General features: G+C 41.9%; 12 protein-coding genes. 6 read left to right on the top strand and 6 right to left on the bottom strand.

All coding sequences use genetic code 11. From position 1 onward, the window contains the following. Window positions 1–4 precede the first annotated feature (4 nt). From Q0Z55_RS05275 to Q0Z55_RS05250, 6 genes are all read right to left on the bottom strand, one after another. Complete coding sequence (locus Q0Z55_RS05275) at window positions 5–1,981, bottom strand: MacB family efflux pump subunit (RefSeq protein ID WP_297425176.1); 1,977 nt, start codon at window positions 1,979–1,981, stop codon at window positions 5–7. A 1-nt stretch (window position 1,982) separates the two neighbouring features. Beyond that, window positions 1,983–3,320: a MacA family efflux pump subunit gene (locus tag Q0Z55_RS05270; protein ID WP_297425269.1), complete on the bottom strand. Its 1,338-nt coding sequence runs from the start codon at window positions 3,318–3,320 to the stop codon at window positions 1,983–1,985. A 97-nt stretch (window positions 3,321–3,417) separates the two neighbouring features. Continuing rightward, on the bottom strand, window positions 3,418–4,413 hold the full coding sequence (gene holA / locus Q0Z55_RS05265; RefSeq protein ID WP_297425173.1) for a DNA polymerase III subunit delta: 996 nt from the start codon (window positions 4,411–4,413) through the stop codon (window positions 3,418–3,420). A 3-nt stretch (window positions 4,414–4,416) separates the two neighbouring features. Next, window positions 4,417–4,938, bottom strand: a complete 522-nt coding sequence (gene lptE, locus Q0Z55_RS05260) for an LPS assembly lipoprotein LptE (protein ID WP_297425170.1) — start codon at window positions 4,936–4,938, stop codon at window positions 4,417–4,419. Window positions 4,939–5,048: 110 nt separating this feature from the next. Next, entirely contained in the window at window positions 5,049–7,670 is a 2,622-nt protein-coding gene (gene leuS / locus Q0Z55_RS05255) for a leucine--tRNA ligase (RefSeq protein WP_297425167.1), read from the bottom strand. A gap of 91 nt (window positions 7,671–7,761) precedes the next feature. Continuing rightward, complete coding sequence (locus Q0Z55_RS05250; protein ID WP_297425164.1) at window positions 7,762–8,082, bottom strand: DUF4124 domain-containing protein; 321 nt, start codon at window positions 8,080–8,082, stop codon at window positions 7,762–7,764. Between the two features lie 634 nt (window positions 8,083–8,716). Between Q0Z55_RS05250 and Q0Z55_RS05245 the strand changes: the two genes are divergently transcribed. The 6 genes from Q0Z55_RS05245 (at window position 8,717) to Q0Z55_RS05220 (ending at window position 15,406) form a co-directional block, all read left to right on the top strand. Then, window positions 8,717–10,444, top strand: a complete 1,728-nt coding sequence (locus tag Q0Z55_RS05245; RefSeq protein WP_297425161.1) for an acetolactate synthase 3 large subunit — start codon at window positions 8,717–8,719, stop codon at window positions 10,442–10,444. Further along, on the top strand, window positions 10,441–10,932 hold the full coding sequence (ilvN, locus tag Q0Z55_RS05240; protein ID WP_297425159.1) for an acetolactate synthase small subunit: 492 nt from the start codon (window positions 10,441–10,443) through the stop codon (window positions 10,930–10,932). The genes Q0Z55_RS05245 and ilvN overlap by 4 nt, the downstream gene beginning before the upstream one ends. A gap of 114 nt (window positions 10,933–11,046) precedes the next feature. Beyond that, window positions 11,047–12,063 (top strand): ketol-acid reductoisomerase, encoded by a 1,017-nt coding sequence (ilvC, locus tag Q0Z55_RS05235; RefSeq protein WP_297425156.1) that lies wholly within the window; start codon window positions 11,047–11,049, stop codon window positions 12,061–12,063. A gap of 263 nt (window positions 12,064–12,326) precedes the next feature. Next, a complete protein-coding gene (locus tag Q0Z55_RS05230; protein WP_297425153.1) occupies window positions 12,327–13,181 on the top strand; it encodes a DUF2971 domain-containing protein in 855 nt (284 codons plus the stop codon). Window positions 13,182–13,284: 103 nt separating this feature from the next. Continuing rightward, window positions 13,285–14,055, top strand: a complete 771-nt coding sequence (locus Q0Z55_RS05225) for a hypothetical protein (protein WP_297425150.1) — start codon at window positions 13,285–13,287, stop codon at window positions 14,053–14,055. A gap of 73 nt (window positions 14,056–14,128) precedes the next feature. After that, entirely contained in the window at window positions 14,129–15,406 is a 1,278-nt protein-coding gene (locus tag Q0Z55_RS05220) for a glycosyltransferase family 1 protein (protein ID WP_297425266.1), read from the top strand. Window positions 15,407–15,410: the final 4 nt, after the last annotated feature.

Below are 15,410 nucleotides of genomic sequence, written 5' to 3'. Positions count from 1 at the left end.
TACCTTATTCACGAGAAAGTGCATCTACAGGGTTGAGACGGGCAGCATTACGTGCGGGGATAAAACCAAACACAATCCCAATTAAACTGGAGCAAACAAAGGCTGCTACAATTGAGGTGGTAGAGTAAACCATTTGGAAAGTTCCACCGGCAAAATGGGTAATCAGCTGACCAATGCCAAGTGACAGTAACACACCCAACACACCACCTAAGATACACACTAAGACTGCTTCAATTAAAAATTGCTGCAAAATATCGCTTTGGCGCGCACCGACGGCCATTCGCACGCCAATTTCTTGAGTACGCTCGGTGACCGACACCAACATAATATTCATCACGCCAATACCACCCACCACCAATGAAATCACCGCAATTGCTGAAATCAGCAAGGTCATGGTTTGCGTGGTTTGTTGAATGGTTTCACGAATACTGTCGGCATTTTGGGTAAATACATCTTGTGCGCCGTGACGTTGGGTTAATAAACTTAAAATCGCATTTTCGGCGGTTGCACTTGGGTATTCATCTTTTACCCGTACAATAATTTGACGCACATTCGGTTGGCCCAACATACGACTCATGACGGTTGAATAAGGTAAATACACGTTAAGTGTATCAGAGCCACCCATCGCACCTGCTTGAGCATCGACGACACCAATAATACGACTTGGTACACTGCCCAATAACAACACTTGTCCAACAGGATTGCTACCATCGCTAAAAAAGGTGCGTTGCGTATTGGTATCAATCACCACATCTTGGGTTTGTTGATTGACACTGGCACGATCAAATGGCTGACCCGATTGGAAAGTTAAGCCTTTAACGTAAAAGAAGTCTTCGCTGACCCCATTGACCGTAGTGGATGCTTCAGTATCTTTAAAACGCCCTGTGACGTTGGTATTAACTGATGGACTTACACCGTCCACATAAGGTTGTTCGGCTAAGGCATCGGCATCGGCGGGAATTAAGGTTTTGGCTTGGGATGACCTTGAGGTATCGCCAAAGCCTCGACCTTGGAATACGGTAATGGTATTGGTACCTAAGCTACTAATATTTTTTAAAATTTGTTGCTGTGATCCGTTACCTAGTGCCACCACCGAAACTACCGAGGCAATCCCGATAATAATACCCAACATGGTTAAAAAGGTACGCATACGATGCGCATTCATGGCCAGCACCGCCATACGGAAGGCTTCACCTAAACGGTCAAACACCGCTCGAAAACTTGAGGTTTTCTTCTGTGGGGCACGGTTTAGGCTTTGTTTTTCAAAGCCATCATCAATTGCGGGTACATTGGCACGATCAGAAACAATATTTCCGTCAGAAATTTCAATGATTCGGGTGGCGTTTTTAGCGACGTTTAAATCATGGGTCACCAAGATAATGGTATGCCCTTTGGCATTGAGCTCACGTAAAATACGCATCACTTCAATACCACTGTTTTTGTCTAATGCACCAGTGGGCTCATCGGCCAAAATGACATCACCGCCGTTCATGAGGGCGCGGGCAATTGACACCCGTTGCTGTTGACCACCTGAAAGTTGACTTGGACGGTTTTGGGTTTTTTCGCTTAAACCTAAATCACCGAGGAGTTTCACCGCACGTTGATGACGCTCTTCACTGTCGTGACCGGCATAAATGGCAGGCACTTCAACGTTGCCTGCTGCGGTTAAATCGCCAAGTAAATGGTAGCGCTGAAAAATAAAACCAAAATATTCACGGCGTAATTGTGCCAATTCATCGGCTTCAAGTTCACGTGTTTCACGCCCTTTGACCTGATAACTGCCCGACGTCGGTTTATCCAAACAGCCTAAAATATTCATTAAGGTCGATTTACCCGAACCCGATTGACCGACAATGGCCACCAATTCGCCCGGATAAATTTCTAAATTGACCCCTTTTAAAATCTGGACAGTGCCTTCACCTGCAGGAAATTCACGCACCAGATCTTTAACCGCCAACAGCGGTGTTTGTGTCTGGCTCATATTACATTCTCATTGGTGGGCCACCGGCACCGGCACGGCTGGTACTGCGTTTAGCAGCATCATTTGAGGTGTCTGCAGCATCTGCAATCACGACTTGGTCGCCTTGGTTTAAGCCACGAATGACTTGGGCATTAGCACGGTTATTTAAACCAATTAATACTTGTTGAGGTTTGGCTGTACCGTCAGCTTGCAACACACGTACCATGGCAACAGACGCTTGACCTTGATCAACCAACGCTTTTTCTGCGGCATTTAATTCTAAACGAGCAGGGCGTTCACCTTGTGGACGCTCTTGGTTGGTACGCTCGCTACGTTCAGGGCGAGGTGGGGCATTTGCTGCACGTGCCGGACGGTTAGATGCTTGAATCGCAGATGCTGGAATGGTTAAGGTATTACGCGCTTCATTTAATACGATATATACTTGTGCGGTCATATCAATACGCAATTTGCCATCTTCATTAGGTACATCAAATAACGCGTTGTAATACACTGCTGTGCTTGAAGATGAGCTTGAATTGCTGGTTTCGGTATTGATTGAATTGGGTGCAGGTTCAACCTGACGCAAAGTGGCGTAGTATTTCTTCTCATTGTTTCCAAGGGTAGTGAAATACACCGTTTGACCTTCTTGGACTTTCATCACGTCTGCTTCAGAAATTTCAGCTTTAACGGTCATGGTATCTAATTTGGCCAATTTCACAATGGTTGGCGCACTTTGATTGGCGTTTACGGTTTGACCTTCTTCAGTCACGATCGCCACCACGGTACCATCCATGGGTGCCACAATTTGGGTATAGCCTAAGTCTTCTTTGGCTGTGGCTAAGGTTAAACGTGATTGCTCAATTTGCGCGTTAATGGCAACAATTTCTGCTTGCGCAGTTTTATAACTTGCCATTGCGCCTTCAAGTTCGGCTTTCGAGGTGGCATCTTCAGCAAACATGGCTTGTTGACGACGATACTCGGCTTCGACCTTAGCTAAATTGGCTTGACGGACTGCCAATTGGGCTTGTTGATTTTTAATGCTCGCTTCTGCGGTTTTTACATCATTTTTTTGACGCACAGAGTCAATTTCAGCAATCAACTGACCTTGTTTGACTTGATCGCCAAGTTCTACATACATTTTTTTAACTTGACCTGAAACCTGCGCACCAACACTCACCATTTTAGTGGCTTCTAAAATGCCTGTGGCTAATACAGAGTCTTCAATGTCACCCTTGGCAACGCTTGCCGTAATATATTGCGGTGCCTGCTCTTTAGGGCTAAGAAAATACCATGCAGTGACCGCTATCGCTGCGGCACAGAGCAATGCGAGTAATATTTTAATCGGTTTTATTTTGACCATGAGCAATATGATTTGTTCCAAAAATTGCTCAAATTATATGTCTGAAATAAGGATAAAGCGTGGATATTTTTCACAAATCGAAAATCATTCTTATTTGTTACGTGTTAAATAAGCGCTGTCCACAGATCAAAGCAATGGCTTGTTGAATCAAGTGTTCGGGATTTTCATGGCCTAAACCTTTCACCGCACTATCAATACGTAATAACACATCTGGCCATGTTAAAAAATCTTGTGGATTTAAACGGCGTAATGCCTGTTGGTATACGGCCACTTTGGTCTTCCAAATCCCCAATTGCAATGGGTTATGCGGCTGTTCAAATAGTTGCATCAGCAAACGCATTTCTTTACTGACACTCCATAAAATTAAAGTCATGGCTTCGCCTGAGGCGACTAAATACTGAAAAATTTTGATCGCTTGGGCAAGATCACCTTGCAACATCGCATCGCTTAAATCAAAGGTGCTATAGCGTGATTGATCTTGTAAGCAAGCTTGCAGTTCAGCAATGCCAATGGTTTCAACTTCAGCAAAGGTATCAGCAACTCGCATTAGACTGTTTTTAGCGGCCAGTAAGTTATGCTCGTGATGCGCCTCTAACCATGCCCAAGCATCTGTATGCAGTTTAAGACCAAGTTTTTCAGCTTCGACGCTTAAAATTTGCTGCCGATCTTGCGCATAGTTGGCGGTTAAAGCCACTAATGTGCCATTGGCATCAAGGGTTTGAAAAAACTTAGTTTTTAAACTGGCACTGTCTTGCTTCGGCATCACGATCAGCAACAGATTTTCGTTACTGTCACCTTGCAATAAATAATTGTCTAACTGTTTTAAGGCACTGGCATCGGGCTTAATATTGCCATGTACTTCAATCGCCAGTTGGGTTGCAAATAAAGACAAACTATTAAGCGCACTAAATACAGTTTTCCAATCGCCGACATTGCTTAAATCATAACGCTGCCGCTCAATACCTTGAGCCTGCCAATGCCGACGAAAAGCGTCTAGTAGATTTTGTTCAAGCAGCGGTTCTTGACCATGCAGCACCCAAGCGCCACGCGCTGATTCAATACGTTTTAAGGCTTGCAGATAGTCAAGTTTCATAAATTACTGAGCAGCTTGGGTTTTAGGTAAACGGTTAGATGAAATCTGGCGCACAATTTGCTGTGCCACATCATCCACCATCACCTGATTTAAATATTTGTTTTCTTGGTCATCGGTGTTGACGGTCGCCAAGTCATATTGATAGGTACGGGTTGCAATCACGGTACGTGGTTCGGTTAAAGCATTGCCTTGTGCATCTTCAATACGAAAGGTCACATTTAAACGCAATAATACTTCAATCAGTTTGCCATTGAGTTCTAAACGACGTGGAGTATAGTCCAACACACGCAATACATAAGCGTCCGATGAATCGCTGAGTTGTACGCCTGCTGTGCCTAAATAAATGGCGAGTTTTTCTTGTAATAAGTCACTGTCAGGGTTATTGGGTAACACAAGATTCATTTTTTGATAAGCCACAGGCGCAACACTTGGATTGGTGCCTTTTAAATGAAAACCACAACCGGTTAAGCTTGCACCAAGACCACAAGTTAAAACAATTGCTGCTAAACGTTTGCCTAAATGCATGCGTTGTCCTCTGTTATCGAGTTTAAATTCTGTGGTGATTGTAAATTCAAAGCCCGTTGACTGGCAACGGGCTTTGTTTGGGAATTGTGAAATCCTCAGAAAGAGCAGGATTAAACCACCAAGTTGACTAACTTGTTTGGTACCACGATTTCTTTCTTGGTTGGACCAGTTAAAAATTGCTGTACTTCAGGCAACGCTTTTGCCAATGCCAAAATGTCATCTTTAGAGATGTCTACAGCCACTTCTAATTTGCCACGTAACTTACCGTTGACTTGAACCACAATGGTTTGGGTATTACGTGTTAAGGCAGATTCGTCCACGCTTGGGAATTGAGCAGAAGTTAATTCAATTCCAAACTCAGCCAATAAAGTTTGGGTTAAGTGTGGTGCAAATGGGGCAAGTAAAGTTAATAGCGTGGTGATTGATTCACGTGCCACAGCCACGTCATTATCATCTTTGGCTTCAAACTTATTGTTGGCGTTAAGCAATTCCATCATCGCTGCAATGGCAGTGTTAAATGCATGACGACGTTCGATGTCATCACCCACTTTTTGGATGGTTTCATGGGTTTTACGACGTAAATCTTGTGCCGCAGTAGAGAGCGTAGCCTTGTCGATATTTGCAGCAGTGTTGCCTTGTTCAAGGAAGCTTGTGGTTAAACGCCATACACGTTTTAAGAAACGGTTTGCACCTTCCACACCAGCGTCAGACCATTCAAGCGATTGATCAGGTGGAGCCGCAAACATCATGAATACACGAGCGGTGTCTGCGCCGTATTGGTCAATGATTGATTGAGGGTCGATACCGTTGTTTTTCGATTTCGACATTTTTTCTTGACCGCCAACGATCACATCTAAACCATCTTCTTTATATTTGGCAGACGTGATACGACCTTTCTCGTCTTTTTCTAACTCGATATCCGCAGGGTTAAACCACGTTTTCTTACCTGAATCTGCTTCACGGTAATAGGTATCAGCAAGCACCATACCTTGAGTTAACAGATTAGTGAATGGTTCGTTACCTTGAACTACACCTTCATCACGCATGAGTTTATGGAAGAAACGTGCATAAAGTAAATGTAGAATCGCATGTTCTACACCACCAATATACTGGTTCACAGGCAACCACGTTTGACCTGCAGCAGGATCAACCATACCACCAGTAAAATCAGGCGATGCGTAACGCGCGTAATACCAAGATGATTCTACAAACGTATCCAATGTATCTGTTTCACGACGTGCGTCGCCGCCACAGCTTGGACATTTGGTTTCATAGAACTCAGGCATTTTATTGAGTGGGTTACCAGAACCATCTGGCACCACGTCAGTTGGCAGTACTACAGGAAGTTGATCTTCAGGTACTGGCACTTGACCACAGGTTGGGCAGTTAATCATTGGAATTGGACAACCCCAATAACGCTGACGAGATACACCCCAGTCACGTAAACGGAATTGAACTTTTACATTTGCAAGACTTTGTGGTTCAAGTTTTGCTAAGAATGCATCATAAGCCGCTTCAAAATCTAAACCGTCAAATTCACCTGAATTAACCAGTTTACCTTCTTTAGAGCCGTACCATTCTTGCCAAGTTGTTGCATCAAAGTCTGCATCATCTGCGCCTTTGGCATTAATGACTTGCTTAATGCTTAAGCCATATTTATTGGCAAACTCGAAGTCACGTTCATCGTGTGATGGAACCGCCATCACCGCACCTGAACCGTAAGACATCAACACATAGTTGGCAATCCAAACCGGAACTTCTTCACCTGTTACAGGGTGTTTTACAAACAAACCTGTTGCCATGCCTTTTTTCTCAGCAGTGGCAAGATCCGCTTCGGCAACTGAACCCATACGGCATTCTTCAATAAATGCTGCCAATTCTGGATTTGTTTCAGCAGCTTTAAGTGCCATTGGGTGTTCTGCTGCAACTGCAACATAAGTCACACCCATTAAGGTGTCGGCACGCGTGGTAAATACAGTTAAACCATCTGCATAAACATCGGTATTTGCTGAAGGGAAGGTGATTTCCATACCCTGTGAGCGACCAATCCAGTTACGTTGCATGGTCAAGACTTGTTGTGGCCAACCGTCTTTTAATGTATCTAAATCGTCTAATAATTCTTGCGCATAATCGGTAATGCGGAAGTAGTACATTGGAATATCACGTTTTTCAACCAATGCACCCGAACGCCAACCGCGACCATTTTCAACTTGTTCGTTAGCCAGTACAGTTTGATCGACTGGGTCCCAGTTCACTGTAGATAATTTACGGTAGATCAAACCTTTTTTATACAGCTGAACAAATAACCATTGTTCCCAACGGTAGTATTCTGGTGTACAGGTGGCAAATTCACGATCCCAATCGACTGCAAGACCTAACTTTTTCAGTTGGTCACGCATATAAGCGATGTTTTCAAAAGTCCATTTTGCCGGCGCAACTTGATGGGCAATCGCTGCATTTTCCGCAGGTAAACCAAAGGCATCCCAACCCATAGGTTGCAGCACAGTTTCACCTTTTAAACGATGAAAACGGCTGATCACGTCACCAATGGTGTAGTTACGCACATGACCCATATGCAGCTTGCCACTTGGGTAAGGGAACATCGAGAGGATATAACGACGTGGACCTTCTACAGTGTCGGCAACTTTAAAGGCTTTGTGCGATTCCCAGTCTTGTTGGACTTGAGGCTCAATCGCACTGGCTTGGTATTCTGAGTCAATGTGAGTAGTCATATACGTAATACAAAAGAACGGTTAAAAATTTAAGCCACAGCATAGCGCAAAATGCACCTAAAAGTGAATTTTAAGCATGGCAAAAATTGCCTTACAGACTTGTACGGCCTTGCTCAAGTGCTGCGTTGGCTTCTTGTTGCTGCTGATCCATTTGATTTGGTGCAGCTTGAGGTGGAGTATTGTGACTTGGATTGCTTGGTTGTGCCGGCGTAGTCACCTTACTTTGTGGATGATGATAGGTGTCCACTTTAGAGAGCTTTTTGGCATTTTTAGGGGGTGGTGTAGTGGTGTAATGGGTGGAACCGTGTTGATCGACCCATTTATAAAAACTTTGCGCCATGAGTGCAGAACTATTGCACATCAACGCCGTGATCAGCAGTAATTTTTTAATCTGAATGGTTTGAATAGCCATGATTTTCCCCTTCAATAATGTACAGTGTTAAAGCTTAAGCTTGTCAGGTTGATGACAACAAAAGCACAATGTGTAAGATGATAATTTTTGATTTTAACGTATTTTATTTAAACAATTATGGCTTTTTAGATGTCATGGCCTGCGCCATAAAATTTTTATAACTGTGTTTTGGTATTATATTTATTTATATCATTCATATAAATAAATTATTAAAAAATAATTTCTGAGTCATTTTAAATAGTTAGAGTATTGGATTAAAAATACACAACAAGTTTATTTTTTAAGCGCATGGCAGTGAATGCAAAAAAAGCCAATTTTTCAACTTGACTTTGTGGTTTGAAACTACAAAAATGCTGTCTTTAGTTTTATATGTCTGAATTCGATCACCCTTCGAATGAATACATCTTAGCAATGGACGTTTTCTCTAGCCGAGAAGATGCACAAAGCCAACAAAATATGTTTATCCCAACATGTTTTAGATCCTTTAGTGCTCAAACAGCCAATGGATCAGATTTTTTTCTTATTGCTATCAAAACTATGAAATATGTGTGCTATAACAGTGCAGACAATGAATGAATGAAAGTATATACGGTCACAAAAATCGTATATCTTAAAAATATTAGGGTGAATCACGTTGGAACTTTTATCTGGTGGTGAAATGCTTGTTCGCGCATTAGCGGACGAAGGCGTTGAACATGTTTTTGGATATCCAGGCGGCGCAGTACTTCATATTTATGATGCGCTTTTTCAACAAGAAAGAATCAATCATTACCTCGTACGTCATGAGCAAGCAGCAGGTCACATGGCCGACGCTTATTCGCGTGTCACAGGTAAAACTGGTGTTGTTCTCGTAACATCAGGTCCAGGTGCGACCAATACTGTAACGCCAATTGCAACTGCCTATATGGACTCAATCCCAATGGTGATTTTGTCAGGTCAGGTTGCAAGCCATTTGATCGGTGAGGATGCGTTCCAAGAAACCGATATGGTCGGTATTTCTCGCCCAATCGTAAAACACAGCTTCCAAGTGCGTCACGCCAGCGAAATTCCTGCCATTATTAAAAAAGCATTTTATATCGCAGCGTCAGGTCGTCCGGGTCCTGTTGTGGTTGATATTCCAAAAGATGCAACCAATCCTGCAGAAAAATTTGCTTACGAATACCCTGAAAAAGTGAAGATGCGTTCGTATCAACCACCACACCGTGGTCATTCAGGTCAAATCCGTAAAGCGATTGAAGAATTATTAAATGCTAAACGCCCTGTAATTTATACAGGCGGTGGTGTAGTTCAAGGAAATGCTTCTGAGCAATTGACTGAACTTGCGCATATTTTAGGTTTCCCTGTGACCAATACCTTAATGGGTCTTGGTGCATTCCCGGGTAACGATGAACAATTCATCGGTATGCTCGGTATGCATGGCACATACGAAGCCAATATGACCATGCATAATGCAGATGTAATCTTGTGTATTGGCGCGCGTTTTGATGACCGTGTGACCAATAACCCTGCAAAATTCTGTCCAAACGCTAAAGTCATTCATATTGATATTGACCCTGCAACCATTTCAAAAACCATTATGGCGCACATTCCAATTGTGGGCGCGGTTGAGCCAGTACTCAATGAAATGTTGGCGCAGTTAAAACAATTAAATGTGTCTAAACCAAATCCAGAAGCACTTGCTGATTGGTGGAAACAGATTAATGAATGGCGTCAAGTTCACGGTTTAAAATACGACCTTCCAACTGACGGTAGCATGAAGCCACAACAAGTGGTTGAAGCATTAGACCGCGTGACCAATGGTCAAGCCATTATTACTTCTGACGTAGGTCAGCATCAAATGTTTGGTGCGATGTACTACAAATATCGTCGTCCGCGTCAATGGATCAACTCAGGTGGCTTAGGCACCATGGGCGTAGGTTTACCATACGCAATGGCGGCAAAACTTGCTTTCCCTGAACAGCAAGTGGTGTGTATTACCGGTGAAGCATCGATTCAGATGTGTATCCAAGAGCTTTCTACCTGTAAGCAATACGGCTTAAATGTCAAAATCTTGTGCTTAAACAACCGTGCTTTAGGTATGGTAAAACAGTGGCAAGACATGAACTATGAAGGTCGTCACTCAAGCTCATATGTAGAGTCTTTACCTGACTTTGCAAAATTGATGGAAGCATACGGTCACGTCGGTATTCAAATTGACCATGCCGATGAGCTTGAAAGCAAGCTTGCAGAAGCCATGGCGATTAACGACAAGTGCGTATTTATTAACGTAACTGTTGACCGTACTGAGCATGTATATCCAATGCTGATTGCCGGTCAATCAATGAAAGATATGTGGTTAGGTAAAGGGGAGCGTACAGCATGAGACACATTATTTCTGTCTTAGTTGAAAACGAAGCAGGTGCGCTTTCTCGTTTAGTGGGTTTATTTTCTCAACGTGGTTATAACATTGAGACGTTAAACGTTGCTCCAACCGAAGACCCAACACTTTCACGTTTAACCCTCACCACCTATGGCGACGACCATAAGATTGAGCAAATCACTAAACAACTCAACAAATTGGTTGAAGTGGTTAAAGTGGTTGATTTGTCTGAAGGTCCACACATCGAACGTGAATTGATGCTGATTAAAGTCAAAGCATTGGGTTCAGCGCGTGATGAAATTAAACGCACCGCAGATATTTTCCGTGCGCAAGTGGTTGATGTCACACCAACCACTTACACCATTCAAATCGCAGGTACAACCGAGAAAATCGACGGTTTTATTGATGCCTTAGCTGAAAACACAATCTTAGAAGTTGTGCGTTCTGGCGTATCGGGTATCGCGCGTGGCGAAAAAGTTTTAACAATCTAATTTAACGAAACATTTTTTTGACAACCTCAATACAAACCTATACAACTAGGAGAGGCTTAACTTCAGCGCAAACGGTTAAGCCATGAGGAACAAAGCATTCAAGCGGAGACAGCAATGCAAATTTTTTACGATAAAGACTGTGATTTATCTATCATCCAAAGCAAGAAAGTAGCGATCATTGGTTACGGTTCACAAGGTCACGCGCATGCGCTTAACCTTAAAGATTCTGGCGTAGACGTAACTGTTGGCTTACGTGCTAACTCTACTTCTTGGAAAAAAGCTGAAAATTCTGGTCTTAAAGTTGCTGAAGTTGCTGCTGCTGTAGCGCAAGCTGACGTAGTGATGATCTTAACTCCGGATGAATTCCAATCTTCACTTTACCGTGACGAGATTGAGCCAAACATCAAGCAAGGTGCTACTTTAGCGTTTGCTCATGGCTTCTCTGTTCTTTACAACCAAGTTGTGCCACGTGCTGACCTTGACGTAATCATGGTTGCGCCTAAAGCACCGGGTCACACAGTACGTTCTGAATACCAACGTGGTTCAGGTGTTCCTGATCTTATCGCGATTCACCAAGATGCTTCTGGTAACGCGCGTAACGTTGCTTTATCTTACGCTTCAGGTGTTGGTGGCGGCCGTACAGGTATCATCGAAACTTCATTCCGTGAAGAAACTGAAACTGACCTTTTTGGTGAGCAAGCAGTTCTTTGTGGTGGTGCTGTTGAACTTGTTAAAATGGGCTTCGAAACTTTGGTTGAAGCTGGTTATGCTCCAGAAATGGCGTATTTTGAATGTCTACACGAACTTAAATTGATCGTTGACTTAATGTTCGAAGGCGGTATCGCGGACATGAACTACTCTGTATCTAACAACGCTGAATACGGCGAATATGTTACTGGTACTGAAGTAATCAACGAACAATCTCGTGAAGCTATGCGTAATGCACTTAAACGTATTCAATCTGGTGAATACGCGAAGATGTTCATCAACGAAGGTGCTTTAAACTACCCTTCTATGACTGCTCGTCGTCGTCAAAATGCTGCTCACGGTATCGAAGTAACTGGTAACAAACTTCGTGCAATGATGCCATGGATTCAAGCAAACAAAATCGTTGATAAAGAGAAAAACTAATTTCTTAAATCAATTGATTTGAATGCGAAAACCCACTCAATTTGAGTGGGTTTTTTACATAAGAAACTTCGTGCCTCACAAATTGAAAAGCAGTGCTTTTCATTCCTTGCGCTTCACTTAGAACAGTGTTCTGAGCTTGCTCATACCATAGATTCAAGCAAACAAAATCATAGAAAAAGAAAAGAACTAATTCTTTGATCTAGCAGATTTTAAATGCTACAAAGACCCTCGTGTAAACGAGGTTTTTTTATTGGATTATAAAAATGATTTTATATAAATATGTAAGTTTTGAAGCAGCTTTAACTATTTTAAAAACTAAGTCTTTGGGTTTTTCTCATTTAGAGGATTTTAATGATCCGTTTGAAGGAACTGCTTTGGGGGTGATTCAATCTGATATAGAAGGTATTTCTTCTGATAGATTTATTCAACAATGCAAAGATAAATTTTCTAGGCGATTTGGTGTTTTATCCTTAACTCGTGCACCACTTAATCCTTTGATGTGGTCACATTATGCAGATAGTTATAAAGGTGTTGTCATTGGGATAGATACACAAAAAGCAGGCCTAGAAGATATTGAAAAATTTATGATTCCCGCACAACGTGGTGAAATCATCTATTTAGCGACCGCACCTAAAAATCCCATTGAATTGACTCAATACGAAATACAGCAGATAGCAGAAGCAATTGATATTGATAAACAAAAGTATGAGGATTTATGTAAAAGAGCTTTTTTGTATAAATCTTTATATTGGGCTTATGAGGAGGAAGTTCGAGTTGTAAAAAATATTTATCCGGCAAAATTTTCTTATCATTCTCCATATAGTCGAGAAAAGATAGTTGATGGACAAATTTGGAAAAGAATTTCTTTAGGTACAAGACCTATTTACACTATCGAGGTTCCTCAAGATGCCTTTGTGGAATTATATATAGGCAAAAATGTGTACGTTGATCAGCGCAGAAAATATCAAATGTCGGGTGAGAAGGTTGAAGATCATATCATTCCGAAATTTGAAGAATTAAGAAAAATTTGCTCAGATAACAATATCAATTTTTATCGGGTTGATGTTGATATTGAACAATGGAAGTTAAAAAGTAGCTTGATTAATAAGGTTACTTAAATGTTAGTGAAGACAATAAAAAGATTAAGTTTTACTTCACTATTTATAGCGAATCTTATGCTAAATTAGCTTTCTCCCAATCTAACTATTTTGAGGTTAAATCATGAAAAAACATTTGCTGATACAATCACTTGTACTTGCTTTACCTGTTTTGGCTTTAACCTCAACGGCATCTGCCAATGATATTAATACAGAATTAAAAAGCATTTATGTACCTGTGCATCGAGTCATGATGTCAGAAGATGGACGTTATTTTTTAGAGCTTAAATCGGGCATTTGGAACCCAAGCGCACGTTTGCATGATCAAGTGTTAAATCAAGATTATCAACTGAGTGGCTTACAAAAAGGCAATGCTATTGAGCTAAAAGGCAGCAATGCTGAGCAGCCAGATTTGCAACTCAAAGGTGAGCTAAATTCTAAATTAGGTAGTATGAGTAGCCAATTGTTACTCGATGGTTGGCAAAGAAAAATCCATTTTCAGCCATTAATCTATGTTGCGAATCGTCCAACTTTTAATTTTAAATTTTATGGTCACAACCTTATTCAACGCGTAGATGTATTACAACGCAGCAATCAACAACTCTACCAAAGTTTGGTGGGCTTTAATGCTGACGCAAGTCAAATGCAATATATCGATTTAAATTTTGATGGCTATTTTGACTTGGCGTTAAAAGCTGCAACACTGGCTGAGAATGAAAACGATCAAAATTATTTATATTGGATATATAACCCTAAAACTGCGCAATTTCAACGTGCAGCAGCGCTGGAAAAACTGCAAGGTACACCGTATGTAGATGCAGTTAAACAAGAAGTTCATTTTGGTACACAGCGCTTTAAAGTCAAAAATGGTTTGTTGCATGCTGTAACGGATTAAAGCACAGGACATTAAACTGTCACAAAACAGGGCTATGCTAGCGGAAAAATAGACAGAATTGGCTAGGTGCATGATGGAACACACCGGTATTGGCAGCCTGTTAAAACAACAAGATTTTCCGGATAGCTTTAAATTTTATTTAAAACAACAGCATCATAATTTCGCCGATGAAATCACTGTTTTACAAGCGTTAGTGCGACCCCGACTTAAAATTGCAATCGTGACAGAAACATGGCCGCCCGAGGTCAATGGCGTAGCACATTCTTTATTGCATTTAAGTCAAGGTTTACAAAAACAAGGTCATAAAATTTTACTGATTCGTCCTGAGCAACGCAGCACAGTGGCGAGTTTTGTGCCTAATAAAGAATGTTTAGTCAAAGCACAGACTATTCCGCGCTATCCGACTTTGCAATTTGGCTTACCGCAAATGCAAAAGGTCAATCAAGCTTTAGAAGAATTTATGCCCGATGTGGTGCATATTGTGACCGAAGGGCCATTGGGCTTGGCGTTGTTACATGCAGCAAAAGCCAAAAATATTCCCATCTCAAGTGGCTTTCATTCACCTTTTCAAGATTTTAGCCGTTTTTTTGATTTAGCTTTTTTGGTCAAACCTATTCAAACGTATTTACGCTGGTTTCATAACAATACTGCACTTACCTGTGTACCTAGTCACGATACCGAAAAAGCCTTACGTGATTTTGGTGTGACCTGTCCGTTGACGGTGGTGGGGCGTGGGGTAGATGTCGAACATTTTAAACCTGAATTGCGCTCTGAACGCTTACGGCAAAAATGGGGTGCACAGCCTGATACGCGGGTCTTGTTATATGTGGGACGTTTATCGCCTGAAAAAGAAATCCCACTGATTATTCAAACTTATAAGCAAATGCAGGCTGCAGGGCAGGCGGTGAAGTTGGTGATTGTAGGCGATGGGCCGCAGCGCCAAGAACTGTTGGCTTTGGCCGCAGACAGTAACATTATATTTACCGGTAACTTATACGCTACAGAACTTGCAACTGTTTATGCAAGCTGTGATGTGTTTGTATTTGCCAGTCAAGTGGAAACTTTTGGCAATGTGGTATTAGAAGCCATGGCCAGTGGTTTACCTGTGATTGCTTACGATTATGCCGCAGCACATTTATATGTGAAGCATCATTATATGGGGTGGTTAGCACCGCTTGGGGATCAACACGGCTTTTGCCAATTTATACAACAATTACCCAATAATAAAACTTTACAGCACATGGGACGTCAAGCCTGTCAACTGGCTGCTCAAATTGGTTGGGATCATCCAGTTAAACAGTTTGAACACGCCTTGTATCGTGTGGCTCGGGAGAGTGTCATGCACACCTAGCCAT

The sequence above is a fragment of the uncultured Acinetobacter sp. genome (assembly GCF_947626835.1).
In the GTDB taxonomy this organism is placed as follows: Bacteria; Pseudomonadota; Gammaproteobacteria; order Pseudomonadales; family Moraxellaceae; genus Acinetobacter.
The sequence above is the reverse complement of the archived record's forward strand: the minus strand, read 5'-3'. Positions and strand labels throughout refer to the sequence as shown.